General features: G+C 43.3%; 21 protein-coding genes. 5 read left to right on the top strand and 16 right to left on the bottom strand.

Annotation, left to right across the window (positions count from 1 at the left end; genetic code table 11):
* Positions 1 to 40 precede the first annotated feature (40 nt).
* From HGJ98_RS00685 to speD, 10 genes are all read right to left on the bottom strand, one after another.
* Positions 41 to 1,348, bottom strand: a complete 1,308-nt coding sequence (locus tag HGJ98_RS00685) for a cytochrome c biogenesis protein ResB (protein WP_291349069.1) — start codon at positions 1,346 to 1,348, stop codon at positions 41 to 43.
* Between the two features lie 125 nt (positions 1,349 to 1,473).
* Positions 1,474 to 2,076: a TetR/AcrR family transcriptional regulator gene (locus HGJ98_RS00680; protein ID WP_291349068.1), complete on the bottom strand. Its 603-nt coding sequence runs from the start codon at positions 2,074 to 2,076 to the stop codon at positions 1,474 to 1,476.
* A 202-nt stretch (positions 2,077 to 2,278) separates the two neighbouring features.
* A complete protein-coding gene (locus HGJ98_RS00675) occupies positions 2,279 to 3,247 on the bottom strand; it encodes a polyprenyl synthetase family protein (RefSeq protein WP_291349067.1) in 969 nt (322 codons plus the stop codon).
* Positions 3,248 to 3,254: 7 nt separating this feature from the next.
* The gene (locus tag HGJ98_RS00670) at positions 3,255 to 3,617 is read right to left on the bottom strand and encodes a twin-arginine translocase TatA/TatE family subunit (protein ID WP_291349066.1); all 363 of its coding nucleotides are present in this window, start codon (positions 3,615 to 3,617) and stop codon (positions 3,255 to 3,257) included.
* Positions 3,618 to 3,645: 28 nt separating this feature from the next.
* Positions 3,646 to 4,413, bottom strand: a complete 768-nt coding sequence (tatC, locus tag HGJ98_RS00665; protein ID WP_291349065.1) for a twin-arginine translocase subunit TatC — start codon at positions 4,411 to 4,413, stop codon at positions 3,646 to 3,648.
* A gap of 4 nt (positions 4,414 to 4,417) precedes the next feature.
* Positions 4,418 to 5,500 (bottom strand): cyclic dehypoxanthinyl futalosine synthase, encoded by a 1,083-nt coding sequence (mqnC, locus tag HGJ98_RS00660; protein ID WP_291349064.1) that lies wholly within the window; start codon positions 5,498 to 5,500, stop codon positions 4,418 to 4,420.
* Positions 5,501 to 5,520: 20 nt separating this feature from the next.
* Positions 5,521 to 6,216, bottom strand: coding sequence for an FO synthase (locus HGJ98_RS00655; protein WP_291349063.1), 696 nt, complete (start codon positions 6,214 to 6,216; stop codon positions 5,521 to 5,523).
* A gap of 20 nt (positions 6,217 to 6,236) precedes the next feature.
* Positions 6,237 to 7,088 (bottom strand): UbiA-like polyprenyltransferase, encoded by an 852-nt coding sequence (locus HGJ98_RS00650; RefSeq protein ID WP_291349062.1) that lies wholly within the window; start codon positions 7,086 to 7,088, stop codon positions 6,237 to 6,239.
* Between the two features lie 15 nt (positions 7,089 to 7,103).
* The gene (locus tag HGJ98_RS00645; RefSeq protein WP_291349061.1) at positions 7,104 to 7,871 is read right to left on the bottom strand and encodes a geranylgeranyl pyrophosphate synthase; all 768 of its coding nucleotides are present in this window, start codon (positions 7,869 to 7,871) and stop codon (positions 7,104 to 7,106) included.
* 262 nt (positions 7,872 to 8,133) lie between these two features.
* Entirely contained in the window at positions 8,134 to 8,511 is a 378-nt protein-coding gene (speD, locus tag HGJ98_RS00640) for an adenosylmethionine decarboxylase (RefSeq protein ID WP_007780649.1), read from the bottom strand.
* A 402-nt stretch (positions 8,512 to 8,913) separates the two neighbouring features.
* Here speD and HGJ98_RS00635 point away from each other — a divergent pair, with 402 nt between their 5' ends.
* The 4 genes from HGJ98_RS00635 to HGJ98_RS00620 all read left to right on the top strand — a co-directional run bounded on the left by HGJ98_RS00635 (position 8,914) and on the right by HGJ98_RS00620 (position 12,506).
* Entirely contained in the window at positions 8,914 to 9,837 is a 924-nt protein-coding gene (locus tag HGJ98_RS00635) for a helix-turn-helix transcriptional regulator (RefSeq protein ID WP_291349060.1), read from the top strand.
* Positions 9,838 to 10,054: 217 nt separating this feature from the next.
* Positions 10,055 to 10,939, top strand: a complete 885-nt coding sequence (locus tag HGJ98_RS00630; RefSeq protein WP_291349059.1) for a substrate-binding domain-containing protein — start codon at positions 10,055 to 10,057, stop codon at positions 10,937 to 10,939.
* 147 nt (positions 10,940 to 11,086) lie between these two features.
* Complete coding sequence (locus HGJ98_RS00625; protein ID WP_291349058.1) at positions 11,087 to 11,788, top strand: ABC transporter permease; 702 nt, start codon at positions 11,087 to 11,089, stop codon at positions 11,786 to 11,788.
* Position 11,789: 1 nt separating this feature from the next.
* Positions 11,790 to 12,506: an energy-coupling factor ABC transporter ATP-binding protein gene (locus HGJ98_RS00620; protein ID WP_291349057.1), complete on the top strand. Its 717-nt coding sequence runs from the start codon at positions 11,790 to 11,792 to the stop codon at positions 12,504 to 12,506.
* Positions 12,507 to 12,686: 180 nt separating this feature from the next.
* On the opposite strand, the gene HGJ98_RS00615 is transcribed toward HGJ98_RS00620, so the two are convergent.
* The gene (locus HGJ98_RS00615; RefSeq protein ID WP_291349056.1) at positions 12,687 to 13,784 is read right to left on the bottom strand and encodes an XdhC family protein; all 1,098 of its coding nucleotides are present in this window, start codon (positions 13,782 to 13,784) and stop codon (positions 12,687 to 12,689) included.
* 289 nt (positions 13,785 to 14,073) lie between these two features.
* Here HGJ98_RS00615 and HGJ98_RS00610 point away from each other — a divergent pair, with 289 nt between their 5' ends.
* The gene (locus tag HGJ98_RS00610) at positions 14,074 to 15,096 is read left to right on the top strand and encodes a molybdopterin-binding protein (RefSeq protein WP_291349055.1); all 1,023 of its coding nucleotides are present in this window, start codon (positions 14,074 to 14,076) and stop codon (positions 15,094 to 15,096) included.
* A 292-nt stretch (positions 15,097 to 15,388) separates the two neighbouring features.
* Here HGJ98_RS00610 and HGJ98_RS00605 read toward each other — a convergent pair whose 3' ends face one another.
* From HGJ98_RS00605 to HGJ98_RS00585, 5 genes are all read right to left on the bottom strand, one after another.
* The gene (locus tag HGJ98_RS00605; RefSeq protein ID WP_291349054.1) at positions 15,389 to 16,552 is read right to left on the bottom strand and encodes an iron-containing alcohol dehydrogenase; all 1,164 of its coding nucleotides are present in this window, start codon (positions 16,550 to 16,552) and stop codon (positions 15,389 to 15,391) included.
* A 613-nt stretch (positions 16,553 to 17,165) separates the two neighbouring features.
* Positions 17,166 to 19,073 carry a molybdopterin biosynthesis protein gene (locus HGJ98_RS00600; RefSeq protein ID WP_291349053.1) on the bottom strand — a complete coding sequence of 636 codons (1,908 nt, stop codon included), beginning with the start codon at positions 19,071 to 19,073 and terminating at the stop codon, positions 17,166 to 17,168.
* A gap of 79 nt (positions 19,074 to 19,152) precedes the next feature.
* Complete coding sequence (glp, locus tag HGJ98_RS00595) at positions 19,153 to 20,394, bottom strand: gephyrin-like molybdotransferase Glp (protein ID WP_291349052.1); 1,242 nt, start codon at positions 20,392 to 20,394, stop codon at positions 19,153 to 19,155.
* 196 nt (positions 20,395 to 20,590) lie between these two features.
* Positions 20,591 to 21,283, bottom strand: coding sequence for a HesA/MoeB/ThiF family protein (locus tag HGJ98_RS00590; protein ID WP_291349051.1), 693 nt, complete (start codon positions 21,281 to 21,283; stop codon positions 20,591 to 20,593).
* Complete coding sequence (locus HGJ98_RS00585) at positions 21,284 to 21,508, bottom strand: MoaD/ThiS family protein (RefSeq protein WP_291349050.1); 225 nt, start codon at positions 21,506 to 21,508, stop codon at positions 21,284 to 21,286.
* Positions 21,509 to 21,678 lie beyond the last annotated feature (170 nt).

Raw genomic sequence — 21,678 nt, 5'->3', positions numbered from 1 at the left:
GCCAGAAAGTAAAACTTATCTTAATCTACATTAAAGTTTGCTATTTGGCTTGGATATCATGAATCAAGCGATCAAATTCTTTCTGGACTCTACCTGCAACTTTACCAGCCATAGCCCCCATGGTCAGTTCCCCATCTGGTCCCTGTCCTGATTCGAAAAATCCTGAGACAACCATCGTACGCCAATAAAATGATAACATAAGTCCTAGCAGCAATAAGGCACAACCTAACCAAACAACCCATACCCCCGGGTCTTGTTTTATTTGTAGTCCCGTAAAACCAGCACTGCCCTCGAAGGTTAATTTATACTCTCCTTGGACGTCAATTGTTTGACCTGCGTTGAGTTGTCCCGTTTGTACAGGTTCTACACCTGTCCCCCTATAGACTTGATACAGAATTGCCGGGGATTGCGGATCGTTTTTCATAGCTGCTACGATAAGATAGAGATCAGTCCCCGGTGCTTGGAAATAATTCCCGCCGCGATCTTGTAATACCATAGGGATTTTTTGTTCCTTTATATCAGCTATTAGACGAGCCCCATTGGCAAAACTTGATTGATAAAACGTTACCCCTTTATAAGTAAGTGGATGATTTACTGAGATTGTTTGGCGAGTTATTTCTTGACCGTTTTCGATAATTCCTATATCTGTATACCAATTATCTCTCTCACCATTGGCTAAAAACCGATCCTCAGCAGAATAGATATGGACACTAAAATCTTGTTTAACCGTTCCTTTTGATACATTAATTGAATTTATAGGAATGGTTGAACCAGCACTGATCATAGCGAACCCTTTAAACCCCATTGTTGTGCCTAAGATGGCTCCGATGACTAAAACTACAAAGGAAATATGGGAAATAAGTGACCCCCAGTTTCCCCACCTTCTTTTAATCCCTATAAAACTCCAGCCTTTGTTACTTTCTGTTGTGGTAACTTTGAACCCATTTCGTCCCAGAACATCATGGACGGATTTCTTAAGAGATTCACTCTCGCCCGTTAATTTGACGTTCATTTTATTCGGCACGGTTGAGGCACTTTCAGGCGGCTTAAGCCCAAAGGTTCGACGATAGATTCCTTGAAAACGCTGTATACTGCAAATAATTAAATTAATACAAAGTAAACCTAATAATAAGCGAAACCAAATTGTACTATAAATTTGAGTAAAACCAAGGGTTTGCCATATCTGCCCAACCGCTTTGGCCTTCTCCGGTTCTAAGTTGGCTTGTGGAAATACAGTTCCCAAACCTGCAACAAGTGCTACTAACCCTAACAACACGAGACCCAATTTCATGGAGCTGAAAATTTTCCATAGTTCCTCTACTATGCCCTCATCGCGGTGTTCCTTCACTGAATCGCCCCTTCTCTAGCAATGACTTACATCCAAAACTATGTGTAAGCAGTGTTTCAATCATGTTATTATACCCCAAAAGAGGATGGATATGAACTTTTACGGCAAAGGGAGGGTGGTTGAGGTCACACCTCTCCTTCTCTTTTAATAACACCTTCTAAGAGTAAAGAATATTTAAAATTGATATTATCCATAAATGATAGTTTTAGATCACTGCTCATGGTAGTTTTAAGAATACCTGAAAACATCTCATTGATTATTTCTGGAGGAATATCTTTCCTGAACTCATTTTTGGTTCGCCCTTCTAAAATAATGTTGGATAAAATCTCCATAAAGCGATTTCCATGAGGTGGCTCTCTATTGACTTTATCTGAGTTATGATAAAACTTCATATATAAACTAATCAGTTGACGATTTTCGTCATGGGTCTTTCCTATGACCTGAAGGATTTGGGTTAACTTTTGGGTTGAATTTAACATTGATGATTGAATGTCCTCACAAGTTTGACTAGCTTTGTCTATTCTTTCAGCTAGGCAGTACTTTAGAATAGCCTCCTTAGATTCGAAGTAATTATAGAAGGTACCCGTCCCAAGAGCTGCTTTCTCCATTATTTCCGCAACCGTAGTTTCATTTAGGCCCTTTTTAAAATATAAGGTCAACGCTATTTCCGCTATAGTCTTTTTTGTCTGAAGCTTCTTTTTTTCTCGCCTGTTCATTTCTACCAGCATGTTTATCCCCCCAGAGATTCGCCTGTCACCTTGTCCCATTCCACAATTAAGTGAACCGGTTCACAATTCATTATATTGGCAGAAATATCGGTTGTCAATTAAAAATGAATACGTTCATTTTTAATATATTTAATAGTTAAATCCAAAAAGACCTACAGACTAGCTGCAGGTCTTTTTAATCATAATGGACTTTCTGTCTCTTCTAAAACTTACGTGTTCGGATAAACTCAGCAAGCTCTTCCAAAGCTTTACGGGTGGGGATTTTGGGCAGTTCCTGTAAATGTCTTTTAGCCTTCGCAATATATAAATCCACAAGCTTCATTGACTGATCAATGGCACCACTAGATTTAATTAGTCCTATAGTTTCACTTACCTCATCATCTGTTTTATCCATCTTCTTAAGTAACGCCTTTAATCGGGTAGACTCTGAAGATAATTGAAGAGCGAGAATCATAGGTAAGGTCATAATTCCCTGGCGCAAATCCCCCCCAATCGGTTTGCCGAATTCGGAGGGCTTAGCCGTAATATCTAAAACATCATCGACGATTTGAAAAGCCATTCCCAATGAATGACCATAGGCACCTAAAGCCCAGACCTGACGCTTAGAACCACCAGACACTAAAGCCCCTAATTTGCAACATGCCGAAATCAACAAGGCTGTTTTACGTTTAATACGGTAATAGTATTGTTTTAAGGTTTGTTCAACATCAAAGGAACACTTTATCTGCTGAATTTCCCCTTGACACATTTCAACACTGATCTCAGCTAGAATACGTGCGACCTCCGGATGATCAATCTTAGAAATGAGCATTAAGGATTTGGCTAACAGATAATCCCCTGTTTCCACGGAAACAACATTACCCCATTTCGCTTTAACCGTCGCCCGCCCTCTTCTGGTCATCGAGGCATCTACCACATCATCATGAACCAACGAAGACATATGAATAAGTTCTAAGGCCATCGCGACTGGCATTAAACGCTCTAACGGATAGCCAAAAAACTTACCCGCTAAAAGCGTAAAGGCCGGGCGCAATCGCTTACCTCCGGCAGCCAACAAATGGACAGCAGAATCTTGGAGAATGGGATAGTCCGTCTCCACGAATTTAGTCAGTTCTTTTTCAACCCGTTGTAGATCTGAATTAATTTGATTGAAGAGCCAGAGTTGTTTCAAAACCGATTCACCTGCTTGCACCCTTTTCTTCATAAGATACCATATCCAATGGTAGTTCCGCTAGAGGATCCTTCTTAACTTCATCCTCGTAGGTCAGTAGTTCGTCATCTGCTTCAGGATCTTCTGCCTCACTTTTGGGGGCATCCTTATCCTTCTCAACACCACGTGACGAGGTTGTTTGTTCAAATGCTTTATTCATGATACTAGTCGGTGTATCTATGGTGTTTTGAAACTCTTTCGTCAGTTCACTTGTTGCTTTTCGAATTTCAAAAATAAGTTTACCGATGGACCGAGCAATAACCGGCAGATCCTCAGGCCCAAACAAAATCAGGACAACAACCAATATTAAGAGGATTTCACTTAACCCCATGTTTTACCCCCCTTTAGAACGAGTTTACTCACTTCAGAGCCAGCTCGTTCTCTCTTTTACGAGCGACAAGATAGCCCAGCCAGATGCTGATTTCATAGAGGAGATACATTGGCCCAGCCATGAGGAGCTGAGTAAGCAGATCCGGTGTTGGGGAAACCACCACCGCCAGAATAACTATCGTGAGGAATGCCCAACGTCTTTTTGTTGCTAAGTCTTGAGGGGTCAATACTCCAATGCGAATTAGCACTAACAAGACAATGGGAAGTTGAAAGACCAAGCCAAAGGTTAAGAACATAGTCGTTAGAAAGCTAACGTAGGAGGTTTTGGTCAGAAAGGGTGTATAAGATGTTACAGCCTCACCACCAACAAAAAGCAAGAACTTAAGCCCAATAGGCAGTACTACAAAGAAACACAACCCGACTCCACTGAGAAAGAGAACCACTGAACTAGGAAAAATAAAATACAAGTATTTTCGTTCATTCTGCTTTAAGGCAGGTAGGACGAAACTCCAGATTTGCCAGACGACTACCGGAAGAGCTAGGACTATGCCAATAAGTAAAGAGACTTTAACCTTGACCAACATCGGTTCCAAGGGAGTTGTCGTAATAAACGTGATTTCTTGAAGATGAATTACCGGAGCTGCCAGATAGCCAAAGGTCTGATCACTGAAAAACCATCCGATCATGGCACCTATTAGTATTGCATAGGCTGATAGAATCAGCACTTTACGTAAAGCTCTTAAGTGTTCCATTAAGGGTAAATTAGCCTCATTAAGCTGTCGCTTGCGCCTGCGCATCCGCCTACACTTCCTTCCTGTACACCTTTAGACACTCGTAGTGCGTATTACGCTGCACAGCTTGGTAACCGGCATCTTCAATACAACGAATAATCTCCTTCAGCGGGACACGTGTTTGTACGCCAGCGGCTCGAACAACATTCTCCTCTAACATAGTACTGCCAAAATCATTAGCTCCAAAACTTAGAGCAACCTGGGCCATCTTGGCCCCTTGAGTTACCCACGAAGCTTGGATATTGGGTACATTATCAAGCATTAAGCGTGCAACAGCCAAGGTCCTCAGGTACTCTACCCCTGTACTTCCCTCACCGCCAAGTAACGTGTTGGTAGGAGCAAAACTCCAAGGGATAAAGGCAGTAAACCCACCCGTTTGATCCTGGGCTTCCCGAACACGAACCATATGTAAAATCCGTTCTTCAAAGGTTTCCACGTGCCCAAACATCATAGTCGCCGTTGTTTTCATACCTTGTTTGTGCGCCGCGGTCATAACATCCATCCACTGCTGCCAACCAATTTTATTGGGGCTGATCAGCTGACGAACGCGGTCATCCAGGATTTCTGCTCCTCCCCCTGGAATGGAATCTAAACCTGCGTTTCGAAGTCGAAGGATTACTTCCTCAATAGGTAATTTAGATTTATTCGCTAAGTCCCAGATTTCCGGAGGGCTAAAGGAGTGAATATGAATAGGGTAATGGGCCTTAATATCGCGCAGGAGGTTTTCAAAATACTCTAAATCCAGGTCAGGATGTAATCCGCCTTGAATTAAGAGCTGAGTTCCTCCAACTGCAATCGTTTCTTTAATTTTAGCATGTAATTCGTCCCGTGACAAAATATATCCTTTAGGATCCTCCGGTTTACAATAAAAAGCACAGAATTTACATTGACAAGAACAAACATTCGTATAGTTTATATTGCGGTCAATAACGAAGGTTATAACTTTTTCAGGATGCATTTGGCTTCGAATGAGATTTGCTCCTTGCCCCAAAGAAAGAAGATCCGCATTTTGGAGTAGTTTAATCCCATCTGAGACGGACAACCGCTCACCTGCCAAACGTTTTTCAATAATTTTTATAGTTTCCGTTTGCATGCACTTCTCCCCCTTCCCGCCTAATCGAACTTGCGAATACGATATTGACTATCTCGCTCTACCGCATCTCGCCCTGCCTTTTGAATCAGGTGGATCAAGGCACGCTTACTCACAGTATTACTTAATTCAACCCCCGCTTTAGGACCACTTTCTCCCTCCAAAACCGTGCCGTCTAAATCATCCACTCCAAAAGCGAGTGAAGCTTGAGCTAGTTTTGGACCCAACATCATCCAATAAGCTTTAATATGGTCAAAATTGTCTAGAAGAATCCTTGAAATTGCAAGCATCTTTAGATCTTCATAGCCTGTTGTTGTTCCGACACCCATAGTTCCTTCTAACTTAGTGTTCTCAGAGTAAAAAGGAATCGGGCTAAAAGCTAAAAATTCTTTCGTCTGGTCTTGAAGAATTCGGAGTTGTAGTAAACGTCGGATTCGGTCTTCTTGGGATTCTTGATTTCCATAAACCATTGATGAAATAGAGCGCTTTTCAATCTCATCAAATGAAGCGTCAATATCCGCGTAATCCACCGGACGATTGACCATGTAAAAGGTTTGATTGCCATTTTTACGTTCGCGTACGATATTAGCCATATATCCAAGGGCCAGTATCTCTTGGCTGTTGATCATTCGCAGGCCTGCATCAGCGTCCAATCGTTTCCCTTTTTCGACGTAATCGATCAGATCTCTAAGTTCGCTTTGCGCAAACAATGAGGGCATAATCCTACCCCTCCTTTATCTCACAATAAGATTAAATCCATTACGGAAAAGACAAAAAGCAGAATGCTTAAATAACCATTAAGGTCAAAAAACGCAACTCCTAACTTGGAGAAGTCATTAGCCGAGACAATACGATGTTGCCTAAAAAGCAAAACAATAGCAATGGCAACGCCGATATAATAAAGCCAGCTCATTGACATCACCACTCCCACAGCAATAAAAAAAAGCGGCGCGATGATGTGCAGAAACGTCGAGATCTCCAAGGCTCTCTGTATCCCAAAAACGGCTGGGATCGAGTGCAGCCCTTCTTTGCGGTCAAACTCAACATCTTGACAGGCATAAACCACATCAAAACCCGCAACCCAGGTCATGACTCCTAACCCTAAGAGGACAGGGGCCAGAGCCCAATGACCAGTTACTCCAATCCAAGCTCCTGCGGGAGCCAAACCCAACGAGATCCCTAATACTAAATGGCAAGCCCAAGTAAAACGTTTAGTATAAGAATATAAGACCAGAAAGAAAACGGCGATTGGCATCAATAATAAGGCTAATAAATTGAGCTTATAGGCTGATATACCTAAAAGCAGAAAGGACAGCACAGTATATAGGTAAACCTCATTTACTCTAAGCTGGCCCGCGGGCAACGCTCTCTGGGCCGTCCGGGGATTACGTGCATCAATGTGCCGATCAATCAGCCGATTTAAAGACATTGCGGCTGTTCTAGCCCCAACCATAGCTAGAGTGATCCATAAGAGTTTCATCGCTGGCGGAACACCATTTGCAGCCAAAAAGCCTCCTAAATAAGCAAAGGGCAGAGCAAAAATTGTATGTTCCAACTTAATCATTTCAAAGAAAACCTTTAGTTTATCCATACTCCACTCCGTTCGTTACGGTGCTATCTCTTGAGGGTTGTACTCAGTACTAAGTTGCTTGGTTAGGTATTGGTGAACTTCCCGGAGAGGCCGCTGTTCAATTTGCGATTCATTAGATATATCTTCTAGAATTGCATTTGCCCGCTGAAGAATCGACTCGACAACAGTCATTTCCATGCGTTCCTTCCAAGCACCCCAAGCTAATCCCATTTCCAAGCCAAAGGATTCCAGTTTTTTCTGTAAAGGAAGCGAGACACCCGCGAGTTCAGCGCTGAGTCGGGCCCCAACCCCAGTTAAAGAAGCACTTTCTAGTTCAATAATATGAAGCAACTCATCTCTGCTTAGTGACTTGTCACGAGAAAGCCATCTAGAAATCCCCCCCTGACTCATGGTTCCCATCACTTGGGCTAGAGGGTCTAGGAAGAATAGTAGTTTCTTACGACAAAGCTCAAGGAAAAACTTCCCATACAACAAGTCTCCGACGAGCACAGGAAACTGTCTAAGTTCTTCTGCAAGATCAGCGTCATCTTTCATGAGTCTATGAACCTTATTAGCCATGAACATAAACTGAATAATGCCAGCCAATGCTTCTGATTTGCTGTCATGTTTAGTGCATGACCCACTTACTGCTAGTACGATTGCCGGATTTACCGTTTGATCGAGTTCATTCATCTCTAATTGCACTAATTCCTCAAAGCCTGCTGGCTTAATGTTGATTTCTTCGCGCAAATACGTTTGGACTTTGTTGAGTTTCCCACAAAAGCTGAAATCTACCGGAACCATGTAATCGCTCCTTGCCTTCCATTCAGGACATTAACCTATTATGTATTCGATAAATTTATTCAAACTCCTGCCCTTTTTATGCAATATACTCTGATAATATGACATTATTATTGAAAGAATATGTACCAGCAGGCAAAAATATAATAGACCCTGCAACTTTTTTTCGTAAGTCACAAGGTCTACTAGAACCCACCCGTAATAAAGAATAACCTGTCTTCTTCATCCGTACTCGACTTAGTCCGGAGTAAAATAAATATCCCTCCTATAAATTTACCGCTTCCTTCGATTCGTCAACAATACCACGCTTCATTTCCGTCGCTGTCATATGCCCTGCTTCAAAATGATCTGTTAAATAATTACAGGCATCCCAGGGATTGACACTGTCCCCGCACGTGAAGACGTCTACTGCCGCGTATCCGAGTTCTGGCCACGTATGGATGGCTAGGTGTGATTCTGATATTACAACAACACCGCTCACCCCTTGAGGACTAAACTTGTGGAATACAACCTCACGAACCTCGGCACCAGCTTCCAAAGCTGCGTTGACCATAAGTGCTTCGACCTTTTCACGATCATTTAAAATGTCGAAGCTACACCCATAGATTTCAGCCAACACATGACGTCCAAGAGAATTTGCCAATTGTGATCTTTGCCCCCTTTTCTACTAAAAAATAGGAAAGAATCTGGGCCGGATCATATCCCCTCCGGTTATTTCCCAAATTTCCATCACGTTAAATTTTAGCATAAAGTACCGCCTTGTCAACAAAATTTTATTTTGATTCATCCTTATTCTACTCCAAAATAATGAGATATGTGTTGTTAAAATGTTCATTAATTTAAGCCCCGGTAATCCCAGAATGTTTATCCTAATCCAAGGATCTAGATTTTTAGCCTCAAACACGGCTGTAGCTAATTTCTCAAACTATCCTGCTAATTAAAACAAACTAAAACAAATTAAAGCTAAGTATTTCAAACAAATCTATTGACTTGTATGTAACACTATTCTAAAATTAAAAGGAAAGCAAAAAGAGGGGTGAACTATTTGAGTCTAACCTTGACGGCTGCTGAAGCAGCAAAAATTCTGAAGGTTTCCAAGTACACACTTTATGAGCTAGTAAAACGGGGAGAGATTCCTGCACACCACATCGGACGCCAGCTTCGTATAGATCCTGCTGTCCTTGACAACTATTTACGTGGAAACCTAGGTGTTACTAATACTACTCCCAGTACCGTACCCGCCCCTATTCCTGCCTCGCCTGCTTTTCGCTTTATAGGAAGCCATGATCCAACCGTTGAACTACTTTTCGAATTTCTAAAGCACACTCCCCTTCCAGTAGAATCCTCTCTTTCCTTTAGGGGTAGTATGGATGGACTGATTGCCCTTTATCGTGAGGAGGCCGATATCACAGGTATTCACCTTTGGGATGACGTCTCAAGAGACTATAACACACCCTTTGTCAAACATGTTATCCCCGGCGAACCAGTTTGCCTTATTAATCTGGTCCAACGTGAGCAAGGGTTTATCGTAGCACCTGGCAATCCATTTAATCTTCGCTCCTGGGAAGATATAACGATTGAAGGTCTGAACTTCATTAATCGGCAGAAAGGATCCGGGACCCGCCTTCGACTAGACGCCTATCTGCGCTCGGCTAAAATTTCACCCGGCGAAATCCTCGGTTATGAACATGAGGAAACAACCCACTCTGGTATCGCCTGTCGTATTGCCAATGGACAAGCTGATGTCGGCGTCGGAGTGAAAGCCGCAGCTCAACGCTTGGGTCTGGATTTTATCCCTTTGTTCCAAGAACGTTATGATCTGGTCTGTTTAGGGAAAACCACAAAAACCCCAGCCTGGCAACAACTAATCACTATTCTAAAATCTCCTGGATTCATTCAAGCTATCAATCAACTTCATGGTTACGATACTTCTTTAACCGGAAAAATCTTTTTAGATGTAAAAAAGTAGGGGCAATTCATGAATTGCCCCTACAGGAAGAACTCTTTTGCTTCCTTTCCCGAACAACCATCTAGAGGATATGCGGCGGTAAAGTCGGCAGCCTATTTAAACTACATAGTTTGTGAAATATTCAACGAAGCGACTCAACAAGCAATGGTTACCTATTCAGACATCATATAGTGGAGAGCCGTCGGATTGGATAAGATTTTTAGGGGAGGAAATACTTATGAAAAAGATCTTAAACCGATTAACATTTAGTTTTTTAATCCTTATACTTGCACTAATGGTGACCCTCGTCGGGTGCGGAAAGGCCCCGCCCCCGGAAACTCCTGCACCACAATCAAGTGAAGCCCCAAAACCGGAAAGACCTGACATAATCTTAGCGACCACGACAAGTACTCAAGACAGCGGTTTACTTGATGAACTCCTCCCAGTTTTTGAGAAAAAGACAGGCTACAAAGTTAAACCCATTGCCGTCGGTACAGGAGCAGCATTAGCCATGGGGGAAAAAGGGGATGCTGATGTTTTACTAGTCCATGCCCCTGCCTCAGAAAAAAAATTGGTTGATAATAAAACAGCTATAAACTACCAACTCGTAATGCATAACGATTTCGTCATCGTAGGACCGTCAGCCGATCCAGCTAAAGTCAAAGAAGCCAAAACTGTCACTGATGCTTTTAAGCAGATTGTGGATAGTTCCGCAATCTTTGTCACTCGTGGAGACGATTCCGGAACAGACAAAATAGAAAAAGGATTATGGACTAAAGCCAATCTGAAACCAGCCCCTGAGAAGTATCAATCCACAGGTCAAGGAATGGGACAAACTCTAACCATCGCCTCTGAAAAAGCAGGGTATACCTTAACAGATCGCGCCACCTACTTAGCCACCCAAAAGAATTTACGGCTAGATATTCTTCTTGAAGGAGACACTTCGCTCTTGAATATTTACCATGTCATGCAAGTTAACCCCGAGAAATTCTCCAAAGTCAATGCTGATGGCGCTAAAGCCTTTGTTGAGTTTATGATCGATGCAGAAACTCAATCAATCATTGGATCCTTTGGAAAAGATAAGTTCGGCCAACCCCTCTTTTTTGCTGACGCAGGTAAGTAACCCGAATCGAAAAAGTGAAGGAACACCCACTTCCCAGAGGTGGATGTCCTTGCGATTTTGACGAGATAACGGAGGATCTACTTTGAATAACCCTTGCTTCGAAGGAATACCTTCGATAAAATGTGGTACAAAAAGGAAATGTTACTTATGGAAATGATCTGGCAGGGAATTCTAGCTGCCCTTCACCTCCTTCTGACCGGGGATCCCGAGGTGATGGACATTACGCTCTTGACTCTAAAAATATCCGGTACTGGAACTTTTATAAGCCTGCTAATCGGAATTCCCTTCGGGACACTCTTAGCTCTTAAACCCTTTCCAGGCCGCCGATTTGTTTTAAGCATTGTGAATACCGGAATGGGCTTGCCGCCGGTGGTCGTAGGACTTTGGGTCTCAATATTCCTTTGGCGCTCAGGTCCCTTTGGCTTTTTGAACATTATCTATACCCCTACAGCCATTATTATTGCCCAAGCAATCATTGCTTCTCCTATTGTCGCGGCCTTAACCTGTGCCGCTCTACAACAAACCAACCCCAAACTGAGGTTGCAAATTAAGGCCCTGGGTGCCACTCGCCTACAGTATATTTGGCTGCTTTTAAAAGAAGTCCGTTATTCCCTACTGGCAGCTATTATTGCCGGTTTTGGGGCTGTGGTCTCAGAGATTGGAGCCTCCATGGCAGTAGGTGGCAACATTCAAGGATATACCCGCGTCTTAACAACCGCAACGGTTTTAGAAGTCTCTAAGGGGAACTTCGACATAGCCATTGCCTTGAGCATTATCTTATGTTTACTTGCCTATGGAGCTACATTAGGGTTAACCTTACTTCAACAGAAACAGCAAGGAGGGCCTTAGTGTGCTGGAAGCTCAGGAGATACGTTGGAAGCAGGACAATAGATTAATTTTACAAGGCATTAATTTTAACTTATTGTCAGGAGAATGTGTCGGACTCATTGGACCGAACGGTTCTGGCAAAAGCAGTTTATTAAAAATCTTAGCTTTTTTAGAAACTCCAACCTCTGGACGCCTCTTTTTTCAGGGTCAATCTGTACCAAAGGCCGTGCCACTTTCCATTCGTCGCAAAATTGCCATTGTCTTTCAGGAATCACTCTTATTAAACACACGAGTATTTGACAATGTAGCCATGGGTCTAAAGATTCGGGGTCTAGCTAAAGGAATTATTCGAGACAAAGTCGATTATTGGTTAGAACAATTTGGAGTGGCCCATCTTTCTAAACAAGCTGCACGTTCTCTGTCCGGAGGAGAAGCTCAACGAGTTAGCCTGGCACGAGCTTTTGCTATAGAGCCTGATGTTCTATTTCTCGACGAACCCTTTTCAGCCCTAGATGCACCCACTAAAGAAGGACTACGGATCGATCTAGCTAAGGTTTTTAAGACTACTCAAACTACAACCGTCCTAGTTAGCCATGACTTTAAAGACATCGCCCATTTAACCAATAGAACATTGATTCTTCTAAACGGGCAAGTAGTGGCTGAAGGTTCTCCTGCAGAACTACTGAGGGCTCCCCCTACAGAGGAAGTCAAGCATTTCCTTGCTTATTTTTCCTCCTGACTTACAGATTTTTTTAACACCCATTAGTGCTGCGGCTAACGACATGGAGTGGCCCGCTATTATAAATAGCTGTAACAAACCTATTAAAGTTTGCTACAGCTATTCTTCCGTCCATGTCATACATGTTTAGCGAACCTAGATCAGTGGTATCCTCAGAAGTTTTTTTCTATTCCTGTTAATCTAACTGGGATTGGGTTCTCTTTGAACTTTAATAAGCTCACTAAGAATGCTTACAGCTATTTCTTCAGGGGTTTCCGCTCCAATCTTTAAACCTATAGGAGAATATAATTTTTGCAGAGCTTCACGGGGTACTCCCTCCTCCTCTAAGTCAGCAATTAAGGATTTCACCCTTTTCCGGCTACCAATCATACCAACATAGAAGGCTGGTTGTTCGATGACTTTCTTTAAACAGACCTTGTCATACCGATGCCCCCTGGTTATGATCACAACAAAGGTTTGCGGATTTATATCTAAGGTCTCTAAGGCTTGTTTAAAGTCGGCGCATATCACCTTATCCGCCGTGCTAAATCGCTGGGTGTTAGCAAAGGATGGACGGTCATCGACGACAGTCACTTCATATCCAACCATTTTAGCCATGGCTGCAAGGGGGACTGCGATATGTCCAGCACCTAAGATCAACAATTTAACAACGGTTGTCGGAGGCTCAACCAATAATCGGTAAGCTGCTTTTGGAGAGGCGCTTTCACATATATTGTACTCAATGTCCAAACATATTAAGAAGGGTTGGCATTTCCTGCCGCCCGCTTTTACTTTTTCAAAGGCGGCCTCATTAAGTTTCATGTCCCCAAGATCCCCTAAGATTTCCTCGTTTTTGATGATTAGTTTATTTCCGAGCCGAGATTTTTCCGGCGTTACAAGGATGGTTACAAGGACTGGATTAGTAGGACTCTCTAGAGCTGACAGATAGTTTTGGTTAAGCTCAAGCTCTTCTGCAGAGCTATAGGCACCCATATACTCAATGAATAATTCCATGATCCCGCCGCAGACCATCCCTTCCTCTTGAGCTATATCTGCGGTCATATTCAGGCGATATATTTTTGACTCGTGAGACGTTAATACATTAAGGGCTTCCCGCCTCCCCTCAGCCTCACCACATCCGCCCCCAATGGTACCAACCGTCGTCCCATCAGCGAAAACTAACATTTTCGCCCCAGGTTTACGAGGTGTTGATCCTAGTACACTTGTTACTGTAACTAAAGCTGCTTCTAGTTTCTGGTCAAATACTTTTTTTAGTCCGAGATACACTTGTTTATCCATTTGATGCGCTCCCCCTAGAATACCTTCATTTCAGAAAGCATCTTAAACTACTATCATATACCCATTAAATTATATCAGTAATAAGTAGTTGTTGCGAATCGCAAACGTCAATTTGGTCAAATATTCCATAAATTGGATTCGATTTCCTAGCTTGACCTCCTGTTGAGAATGCGATACGATCAAGATAGGAATAGTCAAGTCAATAGTTAGTATTTGTCTTTTTCATATCCTTTTCAGCGTGCTAAAAGATGATTAACAATAGATCATACGAGTATTGGAGGCTACCCCCATGGAAAAAATTAAAGTGCGCGATTCTGTTGGTGCTATTCTCATTCATGATATGACACAAATAATCCCTGGTGTCCTTAAAGGGGCTCGTTTTCGTAAGGGGCATGTAATCCGCGAAGAAGATATCCCGGTTCTCTTAAGTATGGGGAAAGAGCATATTTTCGTCTGGGATCAAAAGCCTGGTCTTATTCATGAGAATGAAGCAGCAGAGCGACTTGCCCAAGCGGTAACCGGCTCAGGTCTGAACCTAGACGAACCCAAAGAAGGAAAAATCACCCTAACAGCTGCTCATGATGGGCTTCTCTATTCTTCAGAAGACGGTATTTTAGCATTAAATACCTTAGACGGGGTTATTCTCTCCACACGTCATAATTATTACCCAGTCAAAAAGGGAGATAAAGTCGCCGGAACTCGTGTTGTTCCCCTTATGATTGATGAAAAAGTCATTCTCGAAGCGGAGGAAATTGCCAAATCTTTTTCAACCTCTATTTTAGAAGTTAAGGCGTTAAAATCTTTAAAAGTAGGAATCACAATAACTGGAAGCGAAGTTTTTCATGGACGAATCCAAGATAAATTCGGTCCAGTACTGCGTTCTAAAGTTGAAAATTGGGGTTCCACCGTCTTAGCACAAACCTATGCCAGCGATAATGTCGCTTTGATTCAAGAAAGTATACGTAACCAACTAGCCCAAGGGGCAGAAATGATCTTAGTTAGTGGTGGTATGTCCGTCGATCCTGATGATGTCACTCCCACGGCTATTAAAGAGCTGGGAGCGGAACTTATCACCTACGGTGCCCCGGTTTTACCTGGTGCCATGTTTTTACTTGCCTACATGGGAGATGTCCCCATTATGGGATTACCAGGCTGCGTCATGTATTCTAAGACAACTGCTTTCGATTTAGTCGCTCCACGCATACTCACGGGAGAACGCCTGACCCGCCATGACATAGTCAAACTTGGAAGCGGCGGCCTATGCCTTGAATGCCCAGTCTGCACCTATCCCCACTGTTCCTTCGGCAAATAATTGTGTCAGGGGCGACGAAAAGCTTATCCTACACTAGTAAACCTAAATTTAATCACGAGTACAGTGATTACTCTTCACGAAATACAATAGGACTTCAGGTTTTTTACCGGAACTTATCAAGGGATTACTCTCACTTTAAATGTTAAAATGAACATGACAAAAGGACAGGGAACTTTTTATTATAAGTTCCCTGTCTTTTGTCTAGGCTTAGGCCTTTTTATGACTCTTCTTGGTCTTAAAAGAAGCGTGTCAAAAAGGACCGTCCCTTTGACACGCTTTGACACTCTAGATATTACATTGCATTTTTGTAGATTTGGATTACTTGCTCTAAGGTGGCGGTGCGAGGATTGGTAAATTGACAAGCATCTAGCTTGGCATTACCAGCCATCAGTTCAAAGTCTTCTTCTTTGACGTTCAATTCTTTTAAGCCTGAAGGAATTCCGACATCAGCAGACAAGGTGGCGATTGCGGTCAAACATTTTTCTGCAGCATCTCTGACTGACAGTCCATCAATATTTTCTCCCATAGCCTCAGCAATCTCAGCAAAACGATCGAGGTTACCAATCATATTAAAGCGTGAGACGTGGGGAAGAAGGATTGCGTTACATACGCCATGAGGTAAATTATAGAATCCACCTAATTGGTGAGCCATAGCATGGACATAACCTAAACTGGCATTATTAAAGGCCATCCCAGCTAACAATTGTGCATAAGCCATTTTGTCACGGGCCTCAAAATCATCGCCATTAGCTACTGCACGGCGTAGATATTTAGGAATTAATTTGAAAGCCATTAAGGCAGCCGAATCAGTCACCGGTGTGGCAGCTGTGGAAACATATGCTTCAACAGCATGAGTGAGAGCATCCATTCCTGTAGCAGCGGTTAAGCTAGGAGGTTGTTTCATCATTAGCAAGGGATCATTAATCGAGACATTGGGGGTAACATGCCAATCAACGATAGCCATTTTTATATGACGCTCAGCGTCGGTAATAATACAGAATCTGGTCATTTCAGCGGCTGTACCAGCTGTCGTATTAATAGCAATCATTGGAGCCATTGGCAATGGGGATTTGTCGACGCCTTCGTAGTCATTAATTCTTCCGCCGTTACCTGCAACAAGACCAATTCCCTTGGCGCAGTCATGGGAAGACCCTCCGCCTACTGAAACGATTAAGTCGCATCCTTCTTTGGTATAAATGTCAAATCCATCATGTACATTTTTATCTGTAGGGTTAGGTTCAGCGCCACTATAAATTACAACACTAACGCCTTCTTTTTCTATGATATCAGCAATTTCCTGAGCCATACCAATTTTTTCAAGAAAGGCATCAGTTACGAGAAGAACTTTTTTTCCACCCAGTAATTTTGCTTGTTTACCTGTTTCTTGTGCTGCTCCAGCACCCATAAGATTCACTGTTGGCATGTAGTACCCGTACACTTGATGAACTATTGACATATTCGTTTCCTCCAATTTTTTGTAGTTTTGAATGTCTTCTTGGCGATATAGTCATTCTTTCCTAAACTGGTTGAATATATCTATTGCAAGACTCATGCCAAGAGTCTGAAAAATTTGATTCGTCTGTTTCTATGCCTATTACCCGAGGGATTGTAGAGTTATTTTTCTAATTAATTAGAACTTTAGTAATATATTAATACATTTTAAGTGCTCTAGTCTGGCACACTTGTCATCATTGAAGTGCCATTTATGAACACTTTATGACTGATGTTTTATAAAGCAACAGATGGGTATAAAGGTCAGACCAAGTATGATACTTGGCTAACTCAAGGGACCTGGCCACCAAATATGCAAACTTCTAAGTTGTCTGGCATTTAAGACAAACGCTACGCGTCTTTTTACCATACATGTCTTTGCTATAAAATCAACTTAAGCGCTATGTCATCCTGAAGGAGGAACGACTGAAGGATCTAGATCCTCGCTGCGCTCAGGATGACATGAGTGAAAGAGGCCCCAAAGTTATACTTTCTAATACGTTCAAAAAAACGACAAATGCGTAGAGCATTTGTCGTCATCATCATTATTTCTTTCGACTAAATTTTCCAAGAACCTATTAGGAGTAAAAAACCCCGGTATCTCGGACATCATATCCACCCAAAGCCATAACTTCGTCTTGGAAGGCTTTACTTTGGATAACCGAAATCATTGCCTTCATCCGGGGTTCCCCGAGATATTCACGCGGAATCGCTAGATCATACCTCTCTTCCCCGATGAAAACAAAATCTAAGCCTAATGCCTCAGCTGCGCTTTGAATACCCAACCCGACATCAGCTGCTCCCGAAGCGACCGCTATAGCGACCGCTAGGTGCGTAAATTCCTCCCGCTCGTATCCTAAAATTTGTTCCTTACGTAGACCTTGCTTTTGAAGCAAGTAATCGAAAAGCACTCGAGTTCCTGAGCCACCCTGTCGGTTAATAAATCGGACGCCTGGCTTCGTGAAGTCTTCTAGGGTCCTTATGTTTAGCGGATTTCCTTTTGGTACAATAAGAACTTGAGTCCTATAGACTAAGTTCATCAAGGCAACATCTTTTCCCGGTAAGAAGCGTTGTAAATATGAGTGATTGTACTCCCCTGTCTCCGGATCAAGTAAGTGAATTCCCGCAAAGTGAGCTTCCTCTTTGCGCAAGGATAAAATGCCAGCCAGACTCCCCACATGGGCTGAAGCAATCCCTCCATATCCCCCTCTAGCCTTCATATGGCTGCTTAAAACATCCAAGGTGAGGTCATGGGAGCCAATACACACAAGAGTCTCCTCTAACTCTGAAACAGGGCGTAAAAGCTCCACGGGGACTGTTTCTCCCTCATGAAACCCTTCCTGTAAGCGTGGAACCCGCAACATCCCATCCGCTCTCACCAAGCTCATCGTTACACCCGCACCCCGACTTAAAGGAGCCGCTACCCAGCGTTCTCCAACTTTACCCACTTTAACTCGCACGAATTCTTCACTACCTAAGGAAGAGAAAACTTTCTTGCTAATTACAGCATCCAGCGTAGCTTGAGAGTCTTTACCTAAACCTTGATAATGCTTAACCCAAGGTTCTAGGAATAAATGGGCCGTCAAATAAGCGGATACAGGGTAACCAGGAATTCCAATGGTTGGCTTACCTTGAACCTCTCCTAAGACAACGGGTTTACCGGGTTTAATTGCTACTCCATGAAGATAAAGGGTCCCATGCTTTTCTACCAGATGGGAGGTATAGTCATCCCGGCCCTGGGATGATCCTGCAATGATCACTAAGATATCCTGAGAGGCTGCCATCTGCAAAATAGCCGCTTCCAGCTGCTCGGGTTTATCAGGTGTAATTGGCCATATCGTTGCTGTTCCACCCCACTCCTGTACCAAAGAAGCCAATACTGTAGAATTACTATCAACGATATCTCCCACTTGAAGATCGGCCTCTACAGGACGGATTTCATCTCCGGTAGGCAAAATTCCTACCCTTGTCTTACGCCTAACCTCTAACTCTAATACCCCGGCAGCTAGTAAGGCCCCTTGATCTTGAGGACGTATGCGATGGTGAATGGGCAACAGCACTTCCCCCTCAACAATGTCCTCCCCTACTGGACGAACATGATTCCAAGGCACAATTGGGGATTGAAGTAAAATTCCACGTTCCCCTAATTCTAAAACATCTTCGAGCATGACGACTGCATCCATGCCTTCTGGAAGGGGATCCCCAGTATCGACTTGAATAGCTTGAACTCCGAGTTCTAACCAACGGGGTTCCCGCTCTGAGATTCCATGAGTGTCCTTAGCTCTAATAGCATATCCATCCATGGCAGAAGCAGCAAAATGGGGCGAGCTTTTTTTGGCCCGTACGATTGTCCCCGTAATTCTATGCAGCGCTGAACGTACATCTACCCGTTCATTTTTAGGAATACAGCTCCCCGCAAGCCTATCCATCATTAACTCTAGCCCTTCTTGCCAAGCCGTATTTTTAAGATATATTTGGCGTTCCACGTTTTTGCCTCCCACTTTAGCAGTTTCTAATGTTTCAAGACACCCATAGGTAAACGTTAAAAACATTCTGTCACTCACTTTAACGCAAAAGACGAAAAGAGACCTCTTTCCCCGCTTCTATACCCTCTGTATCTAGGCCAATATGCACGATGGCATCAGCGAGTACCATGGTTCGAATTAAGCCAGACTTTCCTCGAACTGGCTCAACCTGCCAGCCTTCTCCATCGGGTATAAGACGTACTCGTACAAACTCCTCTCGCCCACTTCCGGAATATAAGTTTTGGGATAACGTCCCCTTTGGCAGGGGGGCAACTTGCGGGTTTATAACGGAACCATCTAACCACGGACGAACCAGGGCATCGAAAACAATCATTGCCGAGGCCGGATGTCCGGGAAGTCCAATCATCATTTTACCCTCTACGACTCCACCAATCGTTGGCTTACCTGGCCTAAGGGCTAAGCCATGAAAAAGCAATCCTGGCTCTCCTAGTTCGCTGATCAGTTGGGCAGACAGATCACGCAACCCTACTGAACTCCCGCCAGAAAGTAAAACAATATCATTTTCCTTTAACATTTGGGTGAGGACTGCGCGAAGCTCTTCTAAATCATCTTTCACGATACCGTAATGCCGTGCTTCAGCACCACTAGCTAAGGCCTGTCCAAGTAGTGTATAGCCATTGATATCTCTTGACTGGCCTGGAAGAGGTTCTAGCTCTGGAGAAATAATTTCATCCCCAGTCGACAGAATTCCGACGTGAAACCGGGGTAAAACGGGAACATATGCTAGCCCAAGAGACGCCAAAAGCCCCATTTCCTGGGCTCTGATTCGTGTGAACTTCGAAAGAATAACTTCCCCGACTGTCAAGTCTTCCCCAATGTCAATGAGGTTTTCTCCTGGGGCAACGGCCTTAGTAACTCCATAAAGTGTTCCACCAAAGTGTTCAAGTCGTTCAACCATTACGACAGCATCCGCACCCTCTGGAAGCATTCCGCCTGTAGGTATTAGAATCCCCTTGCCTTTTTCCAAGGGGTTGGTAGGAGCTTCACCCATCCGTATTTCTCCACAACACTCTACTAATGCAGGCATACTTTCACTGGCTCCAAATGTATCCGCAGCTCGAACGGCCATTCCATCCATTGTAGATTTTCGAAAATGCGGCACTGAACAGGTTGCCGGAATATCTTGAGTTAGAATACGTCCCAGTGATTCCGTTAAGGGTATCTTTTCAACACGCTCATAGAATGAAAGAACATAGGGCTTTAAGGCTTCTATCGCTTCAGTTAATGTCTGAACTTTGAATAACTCACTAGTGCTTCCCATGCTCAAATTCACCTTTCATGATCTAATTTTTGTCTTATAGTGGAAGTTTTGAAGCACATGAAATTTCGTCGATAAATTATCTGTCATCCTGAGCGTAGCGAAGGATCTGGATCCTTCAGTCGTCCCTCCTTCAGGATGACACAGTGCTTATGGCTTTCATAGCATGACACTGTGCTTGCATTGTATAGTAAAGATTTTATATATCACCGATTTCAAATCGATCAAATTCCATTGTTAGTAAATCCACCTGCAACCACGCACGACGTAGAGCAGGCATCCGTCCAATCAGTATCTTTATACCCTCTGCTACACTTAGACTGGCTAAGACCGCCGGCGTAAACGCTGGATTACCCCAGGAACTCTCTACGCCCTTTTCCCCATGCCCAAATAAGCGCAAAACGCTAAAGTCCCCTGGCAAACTTACCCCTATTTGACCAAACCAGCCGGCAATACTGGCAAATACAAGTGGTAACTGAAGTTGGTGGCAGACCCTTTCCAAGATAACACGAGCGGATAATGAATCAAGAGCATCAAAAACCAAATCAGCTTCCAGCAAAAGTTTTGGCCCCTTCTCCTCGTCAAACCATTCTTTAATCACATCAACTTGTACCTCAGAATTCACACTTCTCAATCGATCACGGGCAGCTTCCACTTTCCACTGCCCAATATTCAGTTCAGTGGCCATTATCTGCCGATTAAGATTACTAGCCTCTAAGCGATCTCCATCAATTAACACTAAGCGCCCGATTCCAATCCGAGCAAGTTCTTCAGCAATATAACCTCCAAGTCCTCCACACCCTACGATTGCTACACATGAAGTAGCAAGCCTGGACTGGTCCTCGTCAGACAAGGTTTTCTTATTACGATCATAACGACCATTAATCGGCATTTAACCCCCTCCTACTGGCGGAAAGAGTGCGATTGTATCTCCATCGTTAAGAACGTGCTGTTCGTCGACATTCTGCCCGTTGACAAGACAAATAGCAACTTCCTCCGGTTTAATATTTAACGGTTCCAGAACACTCATAACCTTGCTCCCTTCCGGAAGCTCCCTCTCTTCAACCTTAAATCGGCCATCCCGAAACGTCGCGAATAGTTTTACCGTAACTCGCACTGCCACTACCTCCTCTCTGCATTTCCCGGAAACACAGGATTTTGCTCATACTTGTTAGTTTACAGTGTTCTGACCTTATTATACCATGGTACTTCGAAGGGGGGACCCTTAATAGAGTCCCCCCCAAATATTTTTGCAAAACTAACCACTACGAAGTCGCAAATTCAACC

This window comes from Desulfosporosinus sp., from assembly GCF_014237355.1.
Taxonomy (GTDB): domain Bacteria; phylum Bacillota; class Desulfitobacteriia; order Desulfitobacteriales; family Desulfitobacteriaceae; genus Desulfosporosinus.
This window is presented reverse-complemented; position numbering and strand designations above follow the sequence as displayed.